19 protein-coding genes are annotated in these 16,296 nt (G+C 74.5%); 3 read left to right on the top strand and 16 right to left on the bottom strand.

Annotated features, from left to right (window positions below):
• Positions 1–21: 21 nt before the first annotated feature.
• The 6 genes from ACZ2G1_RS00755 to ACZ2G1_RS00730 form a co-directional block, all read right to left on the bottom strand.
• Positions 22–474, bottom strand: coding sequence for a (deoxy)nucleoside triphosphate pyrophosphohydrolase (locus ACZ2G1_RS00755; protein ID WP_470377332.1), 453 nt, complete (start codon positions 472–474; stop codon positions 22–24).
• Positions 475–478: 4 nt separating this feature from the next.
• Positions 479–1,393, bottom strand: coding sequence for a TrmH family RNA methyltransferase (locus ACZ2G1_RS00750; RefSeq protein WP_251356137.1), 915 nt, complete (start codon positions 1,391–1,393; stop codon positions 479–481).
• A 14-nt stretch (positions 1,394–1,407) separates the two neighbouring features.
• Complete coding sequence (rplT, locus tag ACZ2G1_RS00745) at positions 1,408–1,797, bottom strand: 50S ribosomal protein L20 (RefSeq protein WP_031282709.1); 390 nt, start codon at positions 1,795–1,797, stop codon at positions 1,408–1,410.
• Positions 1,798–1,891: 94 nt separating this feature from the next.
• On the bottom strand, positions 1,892–2,086 hold the full coding sequence (gene rpmI, locus ACZ2G1_RS00740) for a 50S ribosomal protein L35 (protein ID WP_017832891.1): 195 nt from the start codon (positions 2,084–2,086) through the stop codon (positions 1,892–1,894).
• A 156-nt stretch (positions 2,087–2,242) separates the two neighbouring features.
• Positions 2,243–3,196 carry a translation initiation factor IF-3 gene (gene infC, locus ACZ2G1_RS00735; RefSeq protein WP_241975713.1) on the bottom strand — a complete coding sequence of 318 codons (954 nt, stop codon included), beginning with the start codon at positions 3,194–3,196 and terminating at the stop codon, positions 2,243–2,245.
• Between the two features lie 364 nt (positions 3,197–3,560).
• Positions 3,561–3,857 (bottom strand): DUF503 domain-containing protein, encoded by a 297-nt coding sequence (locus ACZ2G1_RS00730; protein ID WP_017832893.1) that lies wholly within the window; start codon positions 3,855–3,857, stop codon positions 3,561–3,563.
• A gap of 105 nt (positions 3,858–3,962) precedes the next feature.
• Here ACZ2G1_RS00730 and ACZ2G1_RS00725 point away from each other — a divergent pair, with 105 nt between their 5' ends.
• Entirely contained in the window at positions 3,963–4,373 is a 411-nt protein-coding gene (locus tag ACZ2G1_RS00725; protein ID WP_017832894.1) for a DUF1844 domain-containing protein, read from the top strand.
• A gap of 45 nt (positions 4,374–4,418) precedes the next feature.
• Here ACZ2G1_RS00725 and ACZ2G1_RS00720 read toward each other — a convergent pair whose 3' ends face one another.
• The 7 genes from ACZ2G1_RS00720 to ACZ2G1_RS00690 form a co-directional block, all read right to left on the bottom strand.
• Positions 4,419–5,273, bottom strand: a complete 855-nt coding sequence (locus ACZ2G1_RS00720) for an SseB family protein (protein ID WP_470377331.1) — start codon at positions 5,271–5,273, stop codon at positions 4,419–4,421.
• Entirely contained in the window at positions 5,270–6,022 is a 753-nt protein-coding gene (priA, locus tag ACZ2G1_RS00715) for a bifunctional 1-(5-phosphoribosyl)-5-((5-phosphoribosylamino)methylideneamino)imidazole-4-carboxamide isomerase/phosphoribosylanthranilate isomerase PriA (protein ID WP_017832896.1), read from the bottom strand. Before priA ends, ACZ2G1_RS00720 begins: the two co-directional genes overlap by 4 nt.
• A gap of 60 nt (positions 6,023–6,082) precedes the next feature.
• Positions 6,083–6,244 (bottom strand): hypothetical protein, encoded by a 162-nt coding sequence (locus tag ACZ2G1_RS00710; RefSeq protein ID WP_017832897.1) that lies wholly within the window; start codon positions 6,242–6,244, stop codon positions 6,083–6,085.
• Positions 6,241–7,026: an imidazole glycerol phosphate synthase subunit HisH gene (gene hisH / locus ACZ2G1_RS00705; protein WP_035929651.1), complete on the bottom strand. Its 786-nt coding sequence runs from the start codon at positions 7,024–7,026 to the stop codon at positions 6,241–6,243. The genes ACZ2G1_RS00710 and hisH overlap by 4 nt, the downstream gene beginning before the upstream one ends.
• A complete protein-coding gene (gene hisB, locus ACZ2G1_RS00700) occupies positions 7,023–7,652 on the bottom strand; it encodes an imidazoleglycerol-phosphate dehydratase HisB (RefSeq protein ID WP_017832899.1) in 630 nt (209 codons plus the stop codon). The genes hisH and hisB overlap by 4 nt, the downstream gene beginning before the upstream one ends.
• A gap of 144 nt (positions 7,653–7,796) precedes the next feature.
• On the bottom strand, positions 7,797–8,900 hold the full coding sequence (locus ACZ2G1_RS00695) for a histidinol-phosphate transaminase (RefSeq protein ID WP_017832900.1): 1,104 nt from the start codon (positions 8,898–8,900) through the stop codon (positions 7,797–7,799).
• Positions 8,901–8,990: 90 nt separating this feature from the next.
• The gene (locus tag ACZ2G1_RS00690) at positions 8,991–9,419 is read right to left on the bottom strand and encodes a LysM peptidoglycan-binding domain-containing protein (protein WP_470377330.1); all 429 of its coding nucleotides are present in this window, start codon (positions 9,417–9,419) and stop codon (positions 8,991–8,993) included.
• Positions 9,420–9,763: 344 nt separating this feature from the next.
• Here ACZ2G1_RS00690 and lexA point away from each other — a divergent pair, with 344 nt between their 5' ends.
• On the top strand, positions 9,764–10,543 hold the full coding sequence (lexA, locus tag ACZ2G1_RS00685) for a transcriptional repressor LexA (protein WP_035929659.1): 780 nt from the start codon (positions 9,764–9,766) through the stop codon (positions 10,541–10,543).
• A 151-nt stretch (positions 10,544–10,694) separates the two neighbouring features.
• Here the strand turns inward: lexA and ACZ2G1_RS00680 are convergent, their stop codons facing one another.
• On the bottom strand, positions 10,695–12,773 hold the full coding sequence (locus ACZ2G1_RS00680) for an ATP-dependent DNA helicase (RefSeq protein ID WP_470377329.1): 2,079 nt from the start codon (positions 12,771–12,773) through the stop codon (positions 10,695–10,697).
• Positions 12,774–12,777: 4 nt separating this feature from the next.
• Entirely contained in the window at positions 12,778–14,406 is a 1,629-nt protein-coding gene (gene hflX, locus ACZ2G1_RS00675) for a GTPase HflX (protein WP_470377328.1), read from the bottom strand.
• A 169-nt stretch (positions 14,407–14,575) separates the two neighbouring features.
• Between hflX and ACZ2G1_RS00670 the strand changes: the two genes are divergently transcribed.
• Positions 14,576–15,238: a class I SAM-dependent methyltransferase gene (locus tag ACZ2G1_RS00670; protein WP_017832905.1), complete on the top strand. Its 663-nt coding sequence runs from the start codon at positions 14,576–14,578 to the stop codon at positions 15,236–15,238.
• 71 nt (positions 15,239–15,309) lie between these two features.
• On the opposite strand, the gene dapF is transcribed toward ACZ2G1_RS00670, so the two are convergent.
• Positions 15,310–16,293: a diaminopimelate epimerase gene (dapF, locus tag ACZ2G1_RS00665; protein WP_470377327.1), complete on the bottom strand. Its 984-nt coding sequence runs from the start codon at positions 16,291–16,293 to the stop codon at positions 15,310–15,312.
• Between the last annotated feature and the right edge of the window lie 3 nt (positions 16,294–16,296).

The raw sequence follows: 16,296 nt of genomic DNA, 5'->3' as shown, positions 1-16,296 counted from the left end.
CTCCGGCCGGCACGGACCGGGTCAGCCCCGCAGGTGGTCCAGCAGGGCGTGCACGATCGGCAGGTCGGCCGGGATCCAGGGGAGCTCGAGCGCGGCGGCGGGGTCGGCGAGCGGGAGCCACCGCACGGCCAGGTGGTCCTCCCCCAGCACGGGCCGGGGGCCGCCGCCGGCGGCCACGGCCGTCCAGACCCGCATCGCCGCGGTGTCCTTGAGCGGCCAGCCCTGGGCGTGCGGTCCGCGCACCTCCGCGAGCAGCCGGACGTCCACGCAGAGCTCCTCGGCGCACTCCCGCACCAGGGCCTGCTCGCAGCTCTCGTCCGGCTCCTGCTTGCCGCCGGGGAACTCCCACAGGCCCCGCAGGGCCTCGGGGTAGGCCCGCTGCGCGGCGAGGAAGGCCGTGGGGCGGCGGGCGTCGTCGAGGAGGGCGGCGCCGACCACCTGGGTGCGGTACGCGGCGGGCAACGGAGCGGTCACGGGCTCAGCGCCCGTCCCCGGCGCCGGGGCGCCGCTGGGCCCGGGCCGAGGCGTAGAGGCACACGGTGGCGGCGGTGCCGACGTTGAGGGACTCCGCCCGGCCGTGCACCGGCACGGCGACGCGGTGGTCGGCCAGCGCCTTCTCCTCCTCCGACAGTCCCCGGGCCTCGTTGCCGAAGAGCCACACGGTGGGGCGCGCCAGGTCGTAGGGGGTGTCGACCCCGTCCGCGCCGGCGGCCCGGGCGGCGGAGGCGTCCTGGAGGCGGTCGAGGTCGACGTCCCCGTGGCCGTCGGCGGCCAGCACGCCGCACCCGGCGGCGCGGGCGGCCCCGAGCAGCGCGGGCAGGTCGGCGCCCACGACGACGGGCAGGTGGAAGAGGGAGCCGGCGGTCGAGCGCACGGTCTTGGGGTTGTAGACGTCCACGCTGCCGGCGGTGAGCACCACCGCGTCCGCGCCGGCGGCGTCCGCCGCGCGCAGCACGGTGCCGGCGTTGCCGGGGTCCTGGACCCGGGCCAGCACGGCCACGAGCCGCGGCCGGGCGGCGAGCACGGCCCCGAGGTCCGCGTCGAGGGGGCGGCACACGACGACGACGCCCTGCGGGGTCACCGCGTCGCTCATCGCGGCGAGGACCTCCCGCGTCACGAGGCGAACGAACACGGAGCGGTCCTCGGCCACGCGCTCGAGGAGCGCGGCGATGTCCGGGTGGCGGCCCAGGGCGTCCTCGGTGACGTAGACGGCGTCCACGCACGGGGACTCCGGATGCCGGGCGAGGGCCTCGCGGGCGTTCTGCGGGCCCTCGGCGAGGAACAGCCCGCGCTTGGAACGCGCGGAGCGCCCGGCCAGTCCCGCGACGTCCCTGACCCGATCGGCTCGGGGGTTGGACATCGGCTGGGCGGCAAGGCGCTCCGTGAGGTTCACTGCTCCGACTGTGCTCAGGCGGCGGCTTCGCGCGGCGCGGAGGTGTCCTCCGGCAGGGCGTTCTTCGCGATCTCGACCAGACCGGCGAACGCCTGCTGGTCGTTCACGGCCAGCTCGGCGAGCATCCGGCGGTCGACCTCCACCTCGGCGGCCTTGAGGCCCTGGATGAAGCGGTTGTAGGTCAGGCCGTTGGCGCGGGCCGCGGCGTTGATGCGCTGGATCCACAGCCGGCGGAAGTCGCCCTTGCGCTTCCGGCGGTCGTTGTAGCTGTAGACGAACGAGTGGGTGACCTGCTCCTTCGCCTTGCGGTACAGGCGCGAGCGCTGGCCGCGGTAGCCGGAGGCCTGCTCGAGGATTTCCCGGCGCTTCTTGTGGGCGTTGACCGCCCGCTTCACACGTGCCACGTGTGTACTCCTTCACTTCGGTCCCGGCCGCGCGGCCGGGAGGTCAAATCTGTGCGGGGCGGGGAGTCGGACTCCCCGGGGGATGCGGTGGGGACTACTTGCCCAGCATCTTCTTGATGACCTTGGCGTCGCCGGGGGCCACGATCTGGTCGGAGGCCAGGCGGCGGGTCAGCCGCGAGGACTTGTGCTCCAGGTAGTGGCGGCGGTTGGCCTGCTGGCGCTTCACCTTGCCGGTACCGGTGAGCTTGAAGCGCTTCTTCGCCCCGCTGTGGGTCTTCATCTTCGGCATGTGGCCGCTCTCCTTGCGTTTCTTCCGGTGGTGGCCACCGGAGGGCACGGCGACGTCCGCCGCACCTCCACGGTGCCCCTGGGCGCAACCGGGACCGGCTGCGCGCCGCGGGGCGCTGTCAGTTCTGCTCCGCTCGCGCGGAAGGTCGTGCGCCGCTCAGGCCTGGGGCCCGGGCTTGGCGCCCGGCTTGGGACCGGGCCGGGGAGCCTTCGGCGCCGCGGCCGGGGCCGTGGGCGCCGGGGCCTTCGGGGCCGGCGGCTTCGGGGCGGCCTTCGGCGCCGGGGCCTCGACGACCTCGGGCGCCTCCGCGACCTCGGGCTCCGGGGCCTCGACGGCCTCGGGCGCCTCCGGCTCGGCGACCTCGGGCTCGGGGGCGGCGGCCTGCGCCGTCTCCGGGACCTCGGGGGCCGGTGCCGGCTCCTGGACCTCGGGCTCCGGGGCCGGCTGCTGCACCGGCTCCTCGGCCTGCCCGGCCCGTTCGCGCAGCTCGGCCGGGAACGCGTCCCCGATCGACTGGGTCACGGGCGCCGCGGAGGACGTGTCGATCTTGTCCTTCGCCTTGCGCTCGTTCTCGGCCTTCGCCTCGTCGCGCTGCTTCTGGCGGCGCGCCTCGGCCTTGGCCTCGGCCTTGTTCTTCAGCGGGCCCACGACCATCACCATGTTGCGGCCGTCGACCCGGGGGCTCGACTCGACCGCGCCGACCTCCGCGACGTCGTTCGCGAAGCGCTCGAGCAGGCGGACGCCCATCTCGGGGCGCTGCTGCTCGCGGCCGCGGAACTGGATCATGGCCTTGACCTTGTCGCCGGCCCCGAGGAACCGCTTGGCGTGGCCGACCTTGGTCTCGTAGTCGTGGGTGTCGATCTTGAGCCGGAACCGGACCTCCTTGAGGACCGTGTTCGTCTGGTTCTTGCGCGACTCCCGGGCCTTGACCGCGGCCTCGTACTTGTACTTGCCGAAGTCCATGAGCTTGGCCACCGGCGGCTTGGCGTTGGGCGCCACCTCGACCAGATCGAGATCCGATTCGCGGGCCAGCCTCAGTGCGTCCTCGACGCGGACGATGCCGACCTGCTCGCCTGCGGGTCCGACGAGACGGACTTCGGGGACTCGGATTCTGTCATTGATACGTGGATCGCTAATGCCGTGCTCCTGATGTTCTGCGTGGTCGCCCGGAGGTTTCCGGGGACCTCATGGTTCGGTCCGGTCCGCAACGACAAAAAGCCCCCGCTGCGGTCGGCAAGCGGAGGCTCATCGGTGCGCCACCCGGGGGTGGCGCGCTGCGTGACGGAGCGGACGCGGGAACTCCCGGCCGTGCCGTCGTGCGGACGATGTCGTCGCGGACCCGGCGGCCGTGATCAGGTCGTCCGAGCGGATCGGGGACCGTGGCCGGCGCGGGTGGGAGTTTCCTCCACTTGCACACTGCCGACCAGTCTAGCCCATGGGCCGCCGGTTCGGGAAACGCCGGGCGTGCGCGCTGTCACTCGTCCTCGGTGCTGTGCAGGGCCCGGCGGGCCGAGAGCAGCTCCGTCTCCGGGCGGGCGGCGACGAAGCGCTCGACGTCGTCGAGGACCTCGACGAGGCGGGCGGCGTCGGCCGCGACCACGGCGGTGCCCACCAGGGCCCGGCGGTGGAGCTCCAGGTGGCCGACCTCGGCCGCGGTCACGGGAAACCTGCGGCGCAGCTCCGCGACGAGGGGCCGCACCACGGAGCGCTTGCCCTTGAGGGAGTGCACGTCCCCCAGGAGCACGTCGAACTCGATCCACCCGATCCACACGGCGTCCCCGCCTCCTCCCGGCCGTCCCCCGGCCTCCCCAGCAGGATAGTGCCGGCGGGGCCGGGACGGTCCGGGCGGCGGACAGCGGTGTGGCAGAGTTGGGACATGACTTCCGAGAACACCTTCCGCTTCGACGACGACGCCGCACGGTCCGGCCAGGAGATCCCGCAGGAGACGGTCAGCGCCGTCGACGAGCAGATGCGCGACATCGCGGAGGTCCCCGCCATCGAGGTCATCACGACCGCGGCCGTGCACCTCATGAGCGCCGCCGCCGTGAAGTGCGGTCTCGCCGCCGGCGAGGACGCGGAGGAGCTCAAGGACCTCGACGAGGCGCGCAAGCTCATCACCGCGCTGGCCGGCTTCGTCACCGCCGCGGCCCCGGAGATCGGCTCGCAGCACGCCGCTCCGCTGCGCGACGGCCTGCGCACCCTGCAGCTCGCGTTCCGGGAGGCCTCGCGCTACCCGGACGCCCCCGGCCAGGGACCCGGCGAGCGGTTCACGGGTCCCGTCACCTGAAGGACCGTCACCACGCGTGCCGCGGGCTGATCCGGGTTCCCCGGGTCAGCCCGCCGTCGTGAGACGCAGCTGCATCGAGTCCACGTCCTCCGCGAGGGCCGGCTCGACGCTCAGCCGGGCCTGGAAGCGGGCGACGACGTCGTCCAGCTGCGCCCGGTCGAGCCCGGCGCGCAGGGACAGCACCACGGCCAGCTCGGGGCCCGCCCCGCCGCCCCGGATGACCGCCCCGTCCGCGGCGCGCACGGCCACCCCGTCGCCGGGGGCCGTCCCCACGCCGAGCACCCCGGGCAGGTCCTCGGCGCAGCGCCGCACGGCCGCCCCGACCGCCGGGCTGCGGTAGGAGGGCGTCCAGGTCCTGCCCTGGGCCAGCGCCCAGAGGGCCGGGCGGCGCACGACGAACGGGAGCTCCGTGCCCGGGTCGAGCACGAGCAGCTGGGTGCCGTCCTTGACCGCGGCCACGGCCGCCCGGCGGACGTCCGTGGCCACCGGCCGCGCCCGGTCGTGCCAGTGCGCGAGCGCCGCGGTGGACGTGAAGACCGGCAGCACCTGCCGGCCGTCCGCCGCCCGCAGGGACACGAGGGCCATGTCGGCCTCCTTGTCGGCCACCAGACCGGCCTCGGTCACGGTCGAGGCCGAGACCTCGGCCACGACGGGCACGAACACCCGGGTCCCGGCCAGCGCGGCGACCACCGCGGACTCGTCCCCCCTCCCCGCGCGCAGGTCCTCGAGGGCCTGCAGCACGGCCGGGGCGGCGGCGCCGTCGTCGTCGGGGAAGCGGTGGGTGTGGCTGGTGCCCTCCCCCAGGTCGCGCCCGGCCCAGGCCTGGCCGCCGGTGTCCTCCGTGCCGCCCGCGCCCGCGAGCTGGGCGGCGATGTGCGCCGGCAGGGGCCGCTCGGTCACCGCGCTCCCGGCCGGCCCGCCACGTCGAGGGCCTCCTCGAGGGTGAAGCGGCCCGCGTAGAGGGCCTTGCCCACGATCGCGCCCTCGACGCCGGAGGGCACCAGGGTGCGCAGGGCGGCGAGGTCCTCGAGGGAGGAGATCCCCCCGGAGGCGACCACGGGCTTGTCGGTGCGGGTCGCGACCTCCTGCAGCAGCTCCAGGTTGGGGCCCTTGAGGGTGCCGTCCTTGGTGACGTCGGTGACCACGTAGCGGGCGCAGCCGTGCTCCTCGAGGCGGTCCAGGACCTCCCAGAGGTCCCCGCCCTCCTCGGTCCAGCCGCGGGCGGCGAGCACGGTGCCCCGCACGTCGAGGCCCACCGCGATGACGTCGCCGTGCTCGGCGATGACCTTCTGCGTCCACTCGGGGTTCTCGAGGGCCGCGGTGCCCAGGTTGATCCGCGCGGGGTCCAGGGACAGCGCCCGCTCCAGCGAGGCGTCGTCGCGGATGCCGCCGGACATCTCGACCTTCAGCTCCAGCTCGGCGGCCACGCGGCGGAGGACGTCGATGTTGTCGCCGCGGCCGAAGGCGGCGTCGAGGTCCACGAGATGGATCCACTCGGCGCCGGCCTCCTGCCACGCGAGGGCGGCCTCGAGCGGGTCGCCGTAGCCGGTCTCGGAGCCGGCCTCGCCCTGGACCAGGCGCACGGCCTGGCCGTCCGCGACGTCGACGGCGGGCAGCAGCTGGAGGCGGGGGGTCTCGCTCAGGGACATGGGTTCTCTTCTCTCGGTGCTCGGGTGCGGGTGTGCGGGCGTTCGGGGTGGGCCCGGGGCTCAGCGGCCCTGGAACCAGGCGTACCAGCCGTAGCCGACGAGGGCCGCCGCGACGGCGGCCAGGAGGACGACCGTCCACAGCGGCTTGCGCTGCTGGTGGAACGAGATGGCGCCGCCGGCGACGAACGCCCCGAGCACCATGACGACGACGGCCGCGCTCACGCGGCGCCGTCCTGGCTCTCCAGGGTCGGCCGGCCGGCCAGGGTGTCCCCGCCGAGGGGGTCGCCGGCCTTGAGGTGGTCGAGGCGTCCCGTGCGCGGCAGGGTGCCGAGCCAGTTGCGCAGCAGCTGGATGCCCGCCTCGGAGGACTTCTCGGGGTGGAACTGCGTGGCGCACAGGGCCCCGTTCTCCACAGCGGCGATGAAGCGCCCGCCGTGGTCGGACCAGGTGACCTGCGGCGGCCGCATCTTCTGGATGCTCTGCGGGAAGTCCCACTCCTGCACCCCGTAGGAGTGCACGAAGTAGAAGCGCTGGTCCTCGATGCCCCGGAACAGGACGCTGCCCTCGGGCGGGTCGACCGTGTTCCAGCCCATGTGCGGGACGACGTCGGCCTTCAGCCGTTCGACGACGCCGGGCCACTCGCCCATGCCCTCGGTCTCCTGGCCGTGCTCCACCCCGGAGTCGAAGAGGACCTGCAGGCCCACGCAGATGCCCAGCACGGGCCGTCCGCCGGCGAGGCGGCGGCCGATCAGGCGCAGCGCGTCCACGGAGCGCAGACCGTCCATGACGGCGGCGAACGCGCCGACGCCGGGGACCACGAGGCCGTCGGCGTCGAGCACCGCCTCGGGGTCGGCGCTGAGCACCACGTCCGCGCCGGCGGCCTCGAGGGCGCGCACGGCCGAGCGCACGTTGCCGGCGCCGTAGTCGAGGACCGTGACGGTGGGCCGGCCGGCGCCGTCGGTCGCGGTGGTGCCGTCCGTCGCGGTGGTGCCGTCGGTGCTCACAGGGCCCCCTTCGTGGACGGGATGCCGCGGACCCGGGGATCGGGCTCCACGGCCTGGCGCAGCGCGCGGGCCAGGGCCTTGAACTGGGCCTCGGCGATGTGGTGCGGGTCCCGGCCGGCCAGCAGCGTGACGTGCAGGCAGATCCCGGCGTGGTGGGCCAGGGACTCGAAGACGTGCTGGACCATGGAGCCGGTGAAGTGCCCGCCGATGAGATGGTACTGCTGGCCCTCCGGCTCGCCGGTGTGCACCGCGTAGGGCCGGCCGGAGATGTCGACCACGGCGTTGGCCAGGGCCTCGTCCAGCGGGACGGTGGCCTCGCCGAATCGGCGGATCCCGGCCTTCTCGCCCAGCGCCTGGCGCAGGGCGTCCCCGAGGACGATCGCGGTGTCCTCGACGGTGTGGTGGACGTCGATGTGGGTGTCCCCGGTCGCCCGGATCCGCATGTCGATCAGGGAGTGCTTCGACAGCGCGGTGAGCATGTGGTCGTAGAAGGGCACCGAGGTGTCGATGTCGTTCTCGCCGGTGCCGTCGAGGTCGATCTCGACGGACACCGTGGACTCGCTCGTGCGCCGCTCCAGGGCGGCGCGGCGGGGCGCACGGGTGCCGGTGGTGGTCTGGTCGCTCATTCGGTGGGAACTCCTCGCGGGCGCGGCACGGCCGTCGGTGGGCCGCGGGTGGTCCGGGCCGGGACGCACGGCGGCGCCCCGGGCCCGGTGGTGGTGGTCTGCCTCCATGCTATCCGGGTCGGGAGGACCCGGCCCCGGGGCCCCTCAGCCGGCGGAGACGATCCGCTCCATGCTGGTCAGGAACGCGGTGGTCTCCTCCTCGGTGCCGGCGGTGACGCGCAGGTGGCCGGGGATCCCGACGTCCCGCACGAGCACCCCGTCCTCGAGCAGCTCCCCCCACACGGCCCGGGAGTCCTCCATGCCGCCGAAGAACACGAAGTTGGAGTCCGACTCGGCCGGCTCCAGCCCGATCCGCTTGAGCTCGTCGACGATCCGGTCGCGCTGGACCTTGATGTCCTCCACGTTGGCCAGCAGCGACTCCGAGTGGCGCAGGGCCGCCAGGGCCGTGGCCTGGGTGACGGCGGAGAGGTGGTACGGCAGCCGGACCAGGCGCACGGCGTCGGCGACCTCCGGCGCCGCCGCGAAGTAGCCGAGGCGGGCGCCGGCGAGCGCGAACGCCTTGCTCATGGTGCGGGAGACGATCAGCCGGGGCCGGCCCTCGAGCAGCGTGAGCGCGGTGGGGGTGCCGCCGTGGGAGAACTCCGCGTACGCCTCGTCGACCACCACGACGGTGCGGAACTCCTCCCCCGCCTCGTACACGGCGGTGACCACGTCCGAGCCCAGCGCGGTGCCGGTCGGGTTGTTGGGCGAGCAGAGGAAGACCACGTCGGGGCGGTGCCGGCGCACCTGCTCGGCCGCGGACTCCGCGGACAGGCCGAAGTCCGCCGCCCGCTCCCCGGCGACGAAGCCGGTGTGCGTGCCGGAGGCCAGCAGCGGGTACATCGAGTAGGTGGGGACGAAGCTGAGCAGGGTGCGGCCCGGGCCGCCGAAGGCCTGCAGGATCTGCTGCAGGATCTCGTTGGACCCGTTGGCCGCCCACAGGTTCCCGGGCCCGAGCCCGTGGCCGAGGTACGCGGCGAGCTCCTCGCGCAGGGCGGTGAACTCGCGGTCCGGGTACCGGTTGAGGGTCCAGGCCGCCTCGGTGACCTCCCGGACGATCGCCGCGTGCACGTCCGCCGGGACCGGATGAGTGTTCTCGTTGGTGTTGAGCGCCACGGCGACGTCGAGCTGCGGGGCGCCGTACGGCGTCTTGCCGCGCAGGTCGTCGCGGAGCGGGAGGGCGTTGAGTCGGTCCAGGTTCTGCGTCACCCGGACAGTTTAGTGCTCCGCCCGGGGCGTACAGATCGGGGTGTACAGAGCGGGGCGTACAGAGCGGGGCGTGCTGATCGGGCGGGCGGCTCAGGCGGCCGGGACCTCGAGGAGCTGGCCGGCCACGAGCACGGAGCTGTCCAGGTCGTTGAGCTCCACGATCTCGTCCATGACCTCCCGCGGGTCCCGGTCCGGATCGGCCGCCACGGCGAGCTCCCACAGGCTCTGCCCGGGGAACACGGTGGTCTGCTCGGTCCCGGAGCCCGGGACGGGTGCGCTCGTGGCCGTGGCCGTCGAGGGGACGAGGAAGATCACGGCGAGCACCACCAGGGCGGCGGAGCCGGCCAGGACGGGCAGCCCCAGGAACACCAGGCGGCCGCGGCGGGTCAGGGTCAGCGGGGTGCGGGACGCGGAGCGGCCGGGACGGGCCCGCCGGAGCGCACGGCCGAGCCCCCGGGCGGATCCTGCGGACTCGCGGCGGCGGGCGACGACGGCGGTGAGGGTGGCACTGGCACTCATGACATGAACTCCTTGACGTTCCCGCACGGAGCGGGCGATCTCGAACACCGGTCCGGTCGACGACCCTCGCGGGCCTCCATTCGATCGAACATACTTTCGAATACCGATGACCCATGTCTAGCACGTGTCTGCGAATGCTGTCGACAGCGGGTCGTACATATGTTTGAACACACACGGCGTGTCGCCTAGGCTGAGGACAGGTCCGGGCCCCCGGCCGGCGCGCGCTGCGGATCCCCTGCGCCTGCCGACCGGGACCCATCGAACCACCCGGGTCCGACATCGGAACCGGGACCGCGCAGACCGGCTGCGGCACCTGCAGCCGGACGGGAAAGGACGACGCTCCCATGGCCCAGCCCCCCACCCCCGAGGAGCCCCGCGCCCGGGGCGCCCGCCCCGGGGCACGCTCGCGCAGCCGCGGGCTCACCGTGCGCCAGCGCACCATCCTCGAGGCCATCCAGCGCTCCATCGCCGAGCACGGCTATCCGCCGTCCATGCGGGAGATCGGGGACCTCGTGGGCCTGGCCTCGCTCTCCAGCGTCACCCACCAGCTCGCCCAGCTCGAGAAGCTGGGCTATCTGCGCCGCGACCCCAAGCGCCCGCGGGCCATGGAGGTGCTCACTCCCCTGCAGCTGCGCGGGACCGCCGGGGCGGAGTCCGCCGAGCCGTCGCAGGAGGCCCCGGCGGCACCGGCGAGCCGGACCGCTCGTCCCGCCGCCCAGAACGCCGTGGCCGAGCTGTCCACCTCGGCGGACGTGACGATGGTCCCCCTGGTGGGCCACATCGCCGCCGGCGGGCCGATCACGGCCGAGCAGTCCGTGGAGGACGTCCTCGCGCTGCCCCGCCAGCTGGTCGGGCACGGCGAGCTGTTCATGCTGCGCGTCAAGGGCGACTCGATGATCGACGCCGCGATCTGCGACGGCGACTGGGTGGTGGTGCGCCGGCAGAGCGCCGCCGACAACGGTGACATCGTGGCCGCCCTGCTCGACGACGAGGCCACGGTCAAGACCTTCCGCCAGCGGGACGGCCACACCTGGCTGCTGCCGCAGAACACGCGCTACGAGCCGATCCTCGGCGACCACGCCACCGTGATGGGCAAGGTCGTCTCGGTGCTGCGCAGCCTCTGAGCCGCCGCACGCCCCGGCACCCGGGCCCTCCGCCGCCGGTGGGGGGGCCCGTTGCCGTCCGGGCCGGCCGCCGTCCGGACACCTCCTGCTGTCCGCACCCCGTGCGGGCCCGGCGCGGTCCGGGGAGACCCCGGGCGTCCGCCGGACGTGCTCAGCCCACGGAGAGCCGCTGCAGGGCGCCGAGCACCACCTGGCGGTCCGTGGTGGTCCACAGCGGCGGCAGGGACCCGCGGAGGAAGCCGCCGTAGCGGGCGGTCGCGATCCGGGAGTCCAGGATCGCCACGACGCCCCGGTCCCCGCCCGCGCGGATGAGCCGCCCGGCCCCCTGGGAGAGCCGCACGGCCGCGTGCGTCGCGGACACGGACATGAACCCGTTGCCGCCGGCCCGTTCCGCGGCGCGGCTGCGGGCGCTCGCCAGCGGGTCGTCCGGGCGCGGGAAGGGGATCCGGTCGATCATCACGAGCCGGCACGAGGCCCCCGGGACGTCGACGCCCTGCCACAGGCTCATCGTGCCGAACAGGCTCGTGGCCGGGTCGTCGGTGAACTCCTGGACGAGTCCCGCGAGCGAGGACTCCCCCTGGCACAGGATCGGCAGGTCGGTGCGCCCGCGGAGCGCCTCGGCCGCCTCCTCCGCCGCCCGGCGGGAGGAGAAGAGCCCGAGGGCCCCGCCCCTGGAGGCCTCCAGCAGGGCCAGCATCTCGTCCAGCTGGGCCTCCGTGAGCCGGCGGCCGGGCTTCTCCAGGTGCTTGGCGAGGTAGAGGATGCCCTGCTTCGGGTAGTCGAACGGGCTGCCGACGTCCACGCCCTCCCAGCGCGGGGCGCCCTCGCCCCGCAGGCCGAGGGCGCCGGCGGCGGAGTCGAAGGACGAGCCGACGGACAGGGTGGCGGAGGTGAGGACCACGGTGCGCCCGTCGAAGAGCCCCTCCCGCAGGGTGCCGGCCACGCTGAGCGGGGCCACGTGCAGGGTCGCCGGGTCGGTGTCCTCCGCGGGCACGTAGCCGCGGCCCGGCTCCCAGCCGCCCTGGCGCGAGATCCACAGCACCTCGCGGTGCTCCTCGGCGGCGAGGATCCGCTCGGCCAGGTCGAGGACGTCGCTCACCCGGGAGCGGGCCATCTGCCGGCCGGCGTCCCCGTCCTTCTCCCCGGGACCTGCCTTGGACTCGGTCATCACGGTGCGGGCGGCGTCCCGGATCTGGGCCACGGCCGCCGCCTGGGCGTCCCCGAGGCCGCGGTGCAGCAGCTCGGCGGGAGCGCCCATCAGGGCGGCCTCGAGGTTGGCGGCCCCGGCGGTGAGCGAGTCGGGGCTCGCGGAGGTGTGCTTGCGCGCGGACGCGGCGGCCGAGCGGACCATCGCCGCGGAGAGCTGTCCGGTGACGGCGCCCGTCACCCGGTCCTGGAGCTCGTGGGCCTCGTCGATGACCACGACGTCGTGCTCGGGCAGCACCGTGATGCCCTCGAACGCGTTGATCGCGAGCAGGGCGTGGTTGGTGATGACGATGTCGGCCTCACCGGCCCGCTGCTTGGCGAGCTCCGCGAAGCAGTCCTCGACCAGGGGACAGCTGCGGCCCAGGCACTCCTTGGCCGTGACCGACACCTGGCGCCAGGCGCGGTCGCTGACCCCGGGGAGCACCTCGTCCCGGTCGCCGGTCCCGGTCTCGCGGGCCCACTCGCGCAGGCGCTGGACCTCCTGCCCCAGCCGCCCGGGGTTCTCGGCGGCCTCGGGCTGCGGCGGGCCGGGGTGCGGGGCGGCGTCGGGCAGCGCGAAGAGCGCGCCGGGCTCGTCGTCGGACGGGTAGCCGCCCTCGATCTTGTGCAGGCACGCGTAATTGCTGCGGCCCTTGAGCAGGGCCACGTCCACGTCCCGCTCGAGCTCGCCCTCGAGGGCGGCCAGCAGGCGCGGCACGTCCCGGCCGACGATCTGCGACTGCAGCGCGAGCGTCGCGGTGGCCACGACCACCGGCTTGTCCGCGCGCTGGGCGTGCTCCACGAGCGGGGCCAGGTACGCGAGGGACTTGCCGGTGCCGGTCCCCGCCTGGACCAGCAGGTGCCGGCCCCGGTCCAGGGCCTCGGCCACCTTGGCGGTCATCAGCCGCTGCCCGTCCCGGACCTGCCCGCCCATCGCGGTCACGGCGGTGTCCAGCAGGGCCAGGGAGTCCTTGGCCCCGGGCAGGGTCTCCGGGCGCACGCCCGAGACGTCGTGCCCGGACTCGTCCACGAATGCGGCGGCCACGCGCTCAGGCGCTCTCGGCGCCGAAGCCGGGAGCGCGCTCGGGGGCGAACTCCGCGAGCTCGGCCGCGAGGTCCTCGCGGACCTTCACGAGCAGGTGGGTGCCCTCGGGCAGGTGCTCGGTGCGCAGGATCTCCGCGTCCCAGTCGTGCAGCCGGCTGACCACGTCGCCGCGCTGGTAGGGCACGAGCAGGTCCAGCACCGTCTCGGGCCGCGGGATGGACTCGCTGATCCGCTGCCGGAGCTCCTCGATGCCCTCCCCGGTGCGGGCCGAGACCACCACCACGTTGCGCTCGCGCTGCTTGATCCGCTCGACCACGAACGGGTCGGCGGCATCCACCTTGTTCAGGGCGATGATCTCGGGGATGTTCTGCGCGTCGATGTCCGTGAAGACCTGGCGCACCGCGCGGATCTGGGCCTCGGGGTCCGGGTGGGAGGCGTCCACCACGTGCAGGATGAGGTCGGAGTCGGCGACCTCCTCCAGGGTGGAGCGGAACGCCTCGACGAGCTGCGTGGGCAGCGACCGGACGAAGCCGACCGTGTCCGAGAGCGTGTAGCCGATGCCGTCCGGTGTCTGCGCGCGGCGGACCGTGGGGTCCAGGGTGGCGAACAGGGCGTTCTCCACGAGCACGCCCGCGTCCGTGAGCCGGTTCAGCAGCGAGGACTTGCCCGCGTTGGTGTAGCCGGCGATCGCCACCGAGGGCACGGAGTGGCGGCGGCGGTTGAGCCGCTTGGTCTCGCGCGCTGGCTTCATCGCGGCGATCTCGCGCCGCAGCTTGGCCATGCGGGTGCGGATGCGCCGGCGGTCCAGCTCGATCTTGGTCTCACCGGGGCCGCGGGAGCCGATGCCCTCACCGGCGGCGGCGCGACCGCCGGCCTGGCGGGACAGGGACTCGCCCCAGCCGCGCAGGCGCGGGAGCAGGTACTCGAGCTGGGCGAGCTCGACCTGGGCCTTGCCCTCCTTGGACTTGGCGTGCTGGGCGAAGATGTCGAGGATCAGACCCGTGCGGTCGATGACCTTGACCTTCACGACGTCCTCCAGCCCGCGCCGCTGGGAGGGGGCGAGCTCGGAGTCGACGACGACGGTGTCCGCGCCGGTCGCGGCGACGATGTCCCGCAGCTCCTTGGCCTTGCCCGAGCCCAGGTACGTGGCCGGGTCCGGCTTGAGCCGGCGCTGGACGATGCCGTCCAGCACCTCGGAGCCCGCGGTCTCGGCGAGCGCGGCCAGTTCGCGCAGGGAGTTCTCGGCCTCCGCGAGCGTGCCCTCCGTCCACAGCCCGGCCAGCACCACGCGCTCCAGGCGCAGCTGGCGGTACTCGAGCTCGGTGACGTCCTCGAGCTCGGTGGACAGGCCCGCGACGCGGCGCAGGGCGCGGCGCTCCTCGAGGTCCTGCTGGTCGCCGTCGTGGACGGTGTGCCCGTCCTCGGCGTCGGCCAGCTCCCGGGCCCGGCCGGAGAACCTGCCCGGCGCGGTGGAGTCGTCCTCGGGGGCGGTGTCCTGCCCGGCGGCCTGCTCCCGGGCACGGGCCCGGGACAGCACGCGCTCGACGACGTCCTCCAGGTCCTGCCGGCTCAGGCCGTTCTCGGGCTCCGCGGCGTCGCGGGGCTCGGCAGGGGTTTCACGGGGGTGGGTCATGGTTCCTTTCGGACGGGATGCTGATCAGTACATTCTAGTGGCGGAGCCGGACATCCCGGCGTCCTAGTGGCGGAGCCGGACATCCCGGCGTCGGAGCCGGGCGTCCCGGCGGGGTCCGCGCCGGTTCCCGGTGCGTGCGGGGCGGGCGCTGTCGGTAGCATGGGGCGCTATGGCACCGCCTCCCGACTCCCCCGATCCCGTGGCCGGCCCGGCGACCCCCAACCCGGGGACCGAGCACTACTTCTCCGAGGACCCCTCGGTCCCCGAGGTGCGGCGGTCCGTGGCCGTGCGGCTGCGGGGGCGGGAGGTCTCGCTGCAGACCTCCAACGGGGTGTTCAGTCCGCGGGGTCTCGACAAGGGAACGTCCGTGCTGCTGGAAAATGTTCCCGACCCCGCCGGGGCGGAGCTCCTGGACATCGGTTGCGGGTGGGGCCCGATCGCGCTGAGCCTGGCCGGGGCCGCCCCGGGGGCCCGGGTCACGGCCGTGGACGTCAACGAGCGCTCGCTCGGGCTCACCCGGGACAACGCGGCGGCCCTGGGCCTGACCGGCGTGGAGGCGCTGCTGCCGGAGCAGGTGCCCGCGGAGCGGCGCTTCGACACCATCTGGTCCAATCCGCCCATCCGGATCGGCAAGCAGCAGCTGCACGAGCTGCTCCTCCAGTGGCTGCCGCGGCTGGCCGAGGGCGGCACGGCGTGGCTGGTGGTGCAGAAGAACCTCGGGGCGGACTCGCTGCAGAAGTGGCTCGGCACCGCGCTGGGCGCCGCCTTCCGGGTCTCCCGGCACACGACCGACAAGGGGTTCCGGGTCCTGCTCGTCGAACGGCGGGACTGAGCGACCGGCACCGGGCCGCCCCACAAACCTCAGGCCTCAGGCCTCAGGCCTCAGGCCTCAGGCCTCAGGCCTCAGACGAAGGTGCCGTCGGCCACCAGCACGGCCGGTCCGGCCAGCACCACGTGCTCGGCGCCGTCGGGCGCGGGGACGAACGTCACGGAGACGATGCCGCCGGGCACCTGCACGAGCCACTGGTCGGGGGCCGTGGCGCCGCCCCAGAAGCGCGTCGCGGCCGCCGCGGCGCACGCGCCCGTCCCGCAGGACTGCGTCTCGCCCACGCCGCGCTCGTGCACGCGCATCCGCACCCGGCCCACGCCGTCGTCGTCGCCGTCGGCGGGGACCACGAACTCGACGTTGGTCCCGTCCACGGGCTCCGGGCGCACGTCGGGAGCAGTGTGCAGCCCGAGCTGGTCGAGCTTCTCCCCCTCCGCGAGCGCCACGACGGTGTGCGGGTTGCCCATGCCGATCGACAGCGCGGGGCGGGGCACCTTCAGCCCCTCGGCGGTCACGACGGCGTCCGAGCCGCGGGACCGGGCCGCGTCCCCGTCGAGGAAGGTCCACGGCCCCATGTCCACGGCGTAGCCGGAGTCGGTGCGGGCCACGGTCTTCACCCCGGCGCGGGTGCCGATGCGCAGCACGTCCCCCTCGGGGACCGCGGCGAGACCCCGCTGGAGCAGGTAGTGGACGAAGACCCGCACCCCGTTGCCGCACATCTCGGCGACGGAGCCGTCGTTGTTGCGGTAGTCCATGAACCACTCGGCGTCCGGCGCCGCCTCGAGGACGGCCCGCCCCTCGGGGATCGCCTCTGAGCGCACGGCGCGGATCAGCCCGTCCCCCCCGATGCCGCGGTGGCGGTCGCACACCAGGGTCACCAGCTCGGCGTCCAGGGCCAGCTCCGCGTGCGGGTCGGTCAGCAGCACGAAGTCGTTGCCCGTGCCGTGGCCCTTGGCGAAGTCGCGGCCCCGGAGCTCCCCCCAGGGGCCGGCGCCGGGGGTGGTGTCCGGGGCGGGGCGGGTGTCCTCGTGCTGGGCGGTGGGTCTCTGGGCGGAAGTCACCCG

It is taken from the genome of Kocuria sp. KKT182, assembly GCF_055635395.1.
Note: the sequence above shows the minus strand (reverse complement) of the source record. Positions and strands in the feature narration are given on the sequence as shown.

Excerpts from the sequence above, each read along its gene's own strand:
- ACZ2G1_RS00690 (WP_470377330.1), bottom strand. The coding sequence starts at position 9,419 with ATGAGTGCCAGTGCCACCCTCACCGCCGTCGTCGCCCGCCGCCGCGAG.
- lexA (WP_035929659.1), top strand. The coding sequence starts at position 9,764 with ATGGCCCAGCCCCCCACCCCCGAGGAGCCCCGCGCCCGGGGCGCCCGC.
- rpmI (WP_017832891.1), bottom strand. The coding sequence starts at position 2,086 with ATGCCGAAGATGAAGACCCACAGCGGGGCGAAGAAGCGCTTCAAGCTC.
- hisB (WP_017832899.1), bottom strand. The coding sequence starts at position 7,652 with ATGAGCGACCAGACCACCACCGGCACCCGTGCGCCCCGCCGCGCCGCC.
- ACZ2G1_RS00670 (WP_017832905.1), top strand. The coding sequence starts at position 14,576 with ATGGCACCGCCTCCCGACTCCCCCGATCCCGTGGCCGGCCCGGCGACC.
- ACZ2G1_RS00725 (WP_017832894.1), top strand. The coding sequence starts at position 3,963 with ATGACTTCCGAGAACACCTTCCGCTTCGACGACGACGCCGCACGGTCC.
- hflX (WP_470377328.1), bottom strand. The coding sequence starts at position 14,406 with ATGACCCACCCCCGTGAAACCCCTGCCGAGCCCCGCGACGCCGCGGAG.
- priA (WP_017832896.1), bottom strand. The coding sequence starts at position 6,022 with ATGTCCCTGAGCGAGACCCCCCGCCTCCAGCTGCTGCCCGCCGTCGAC.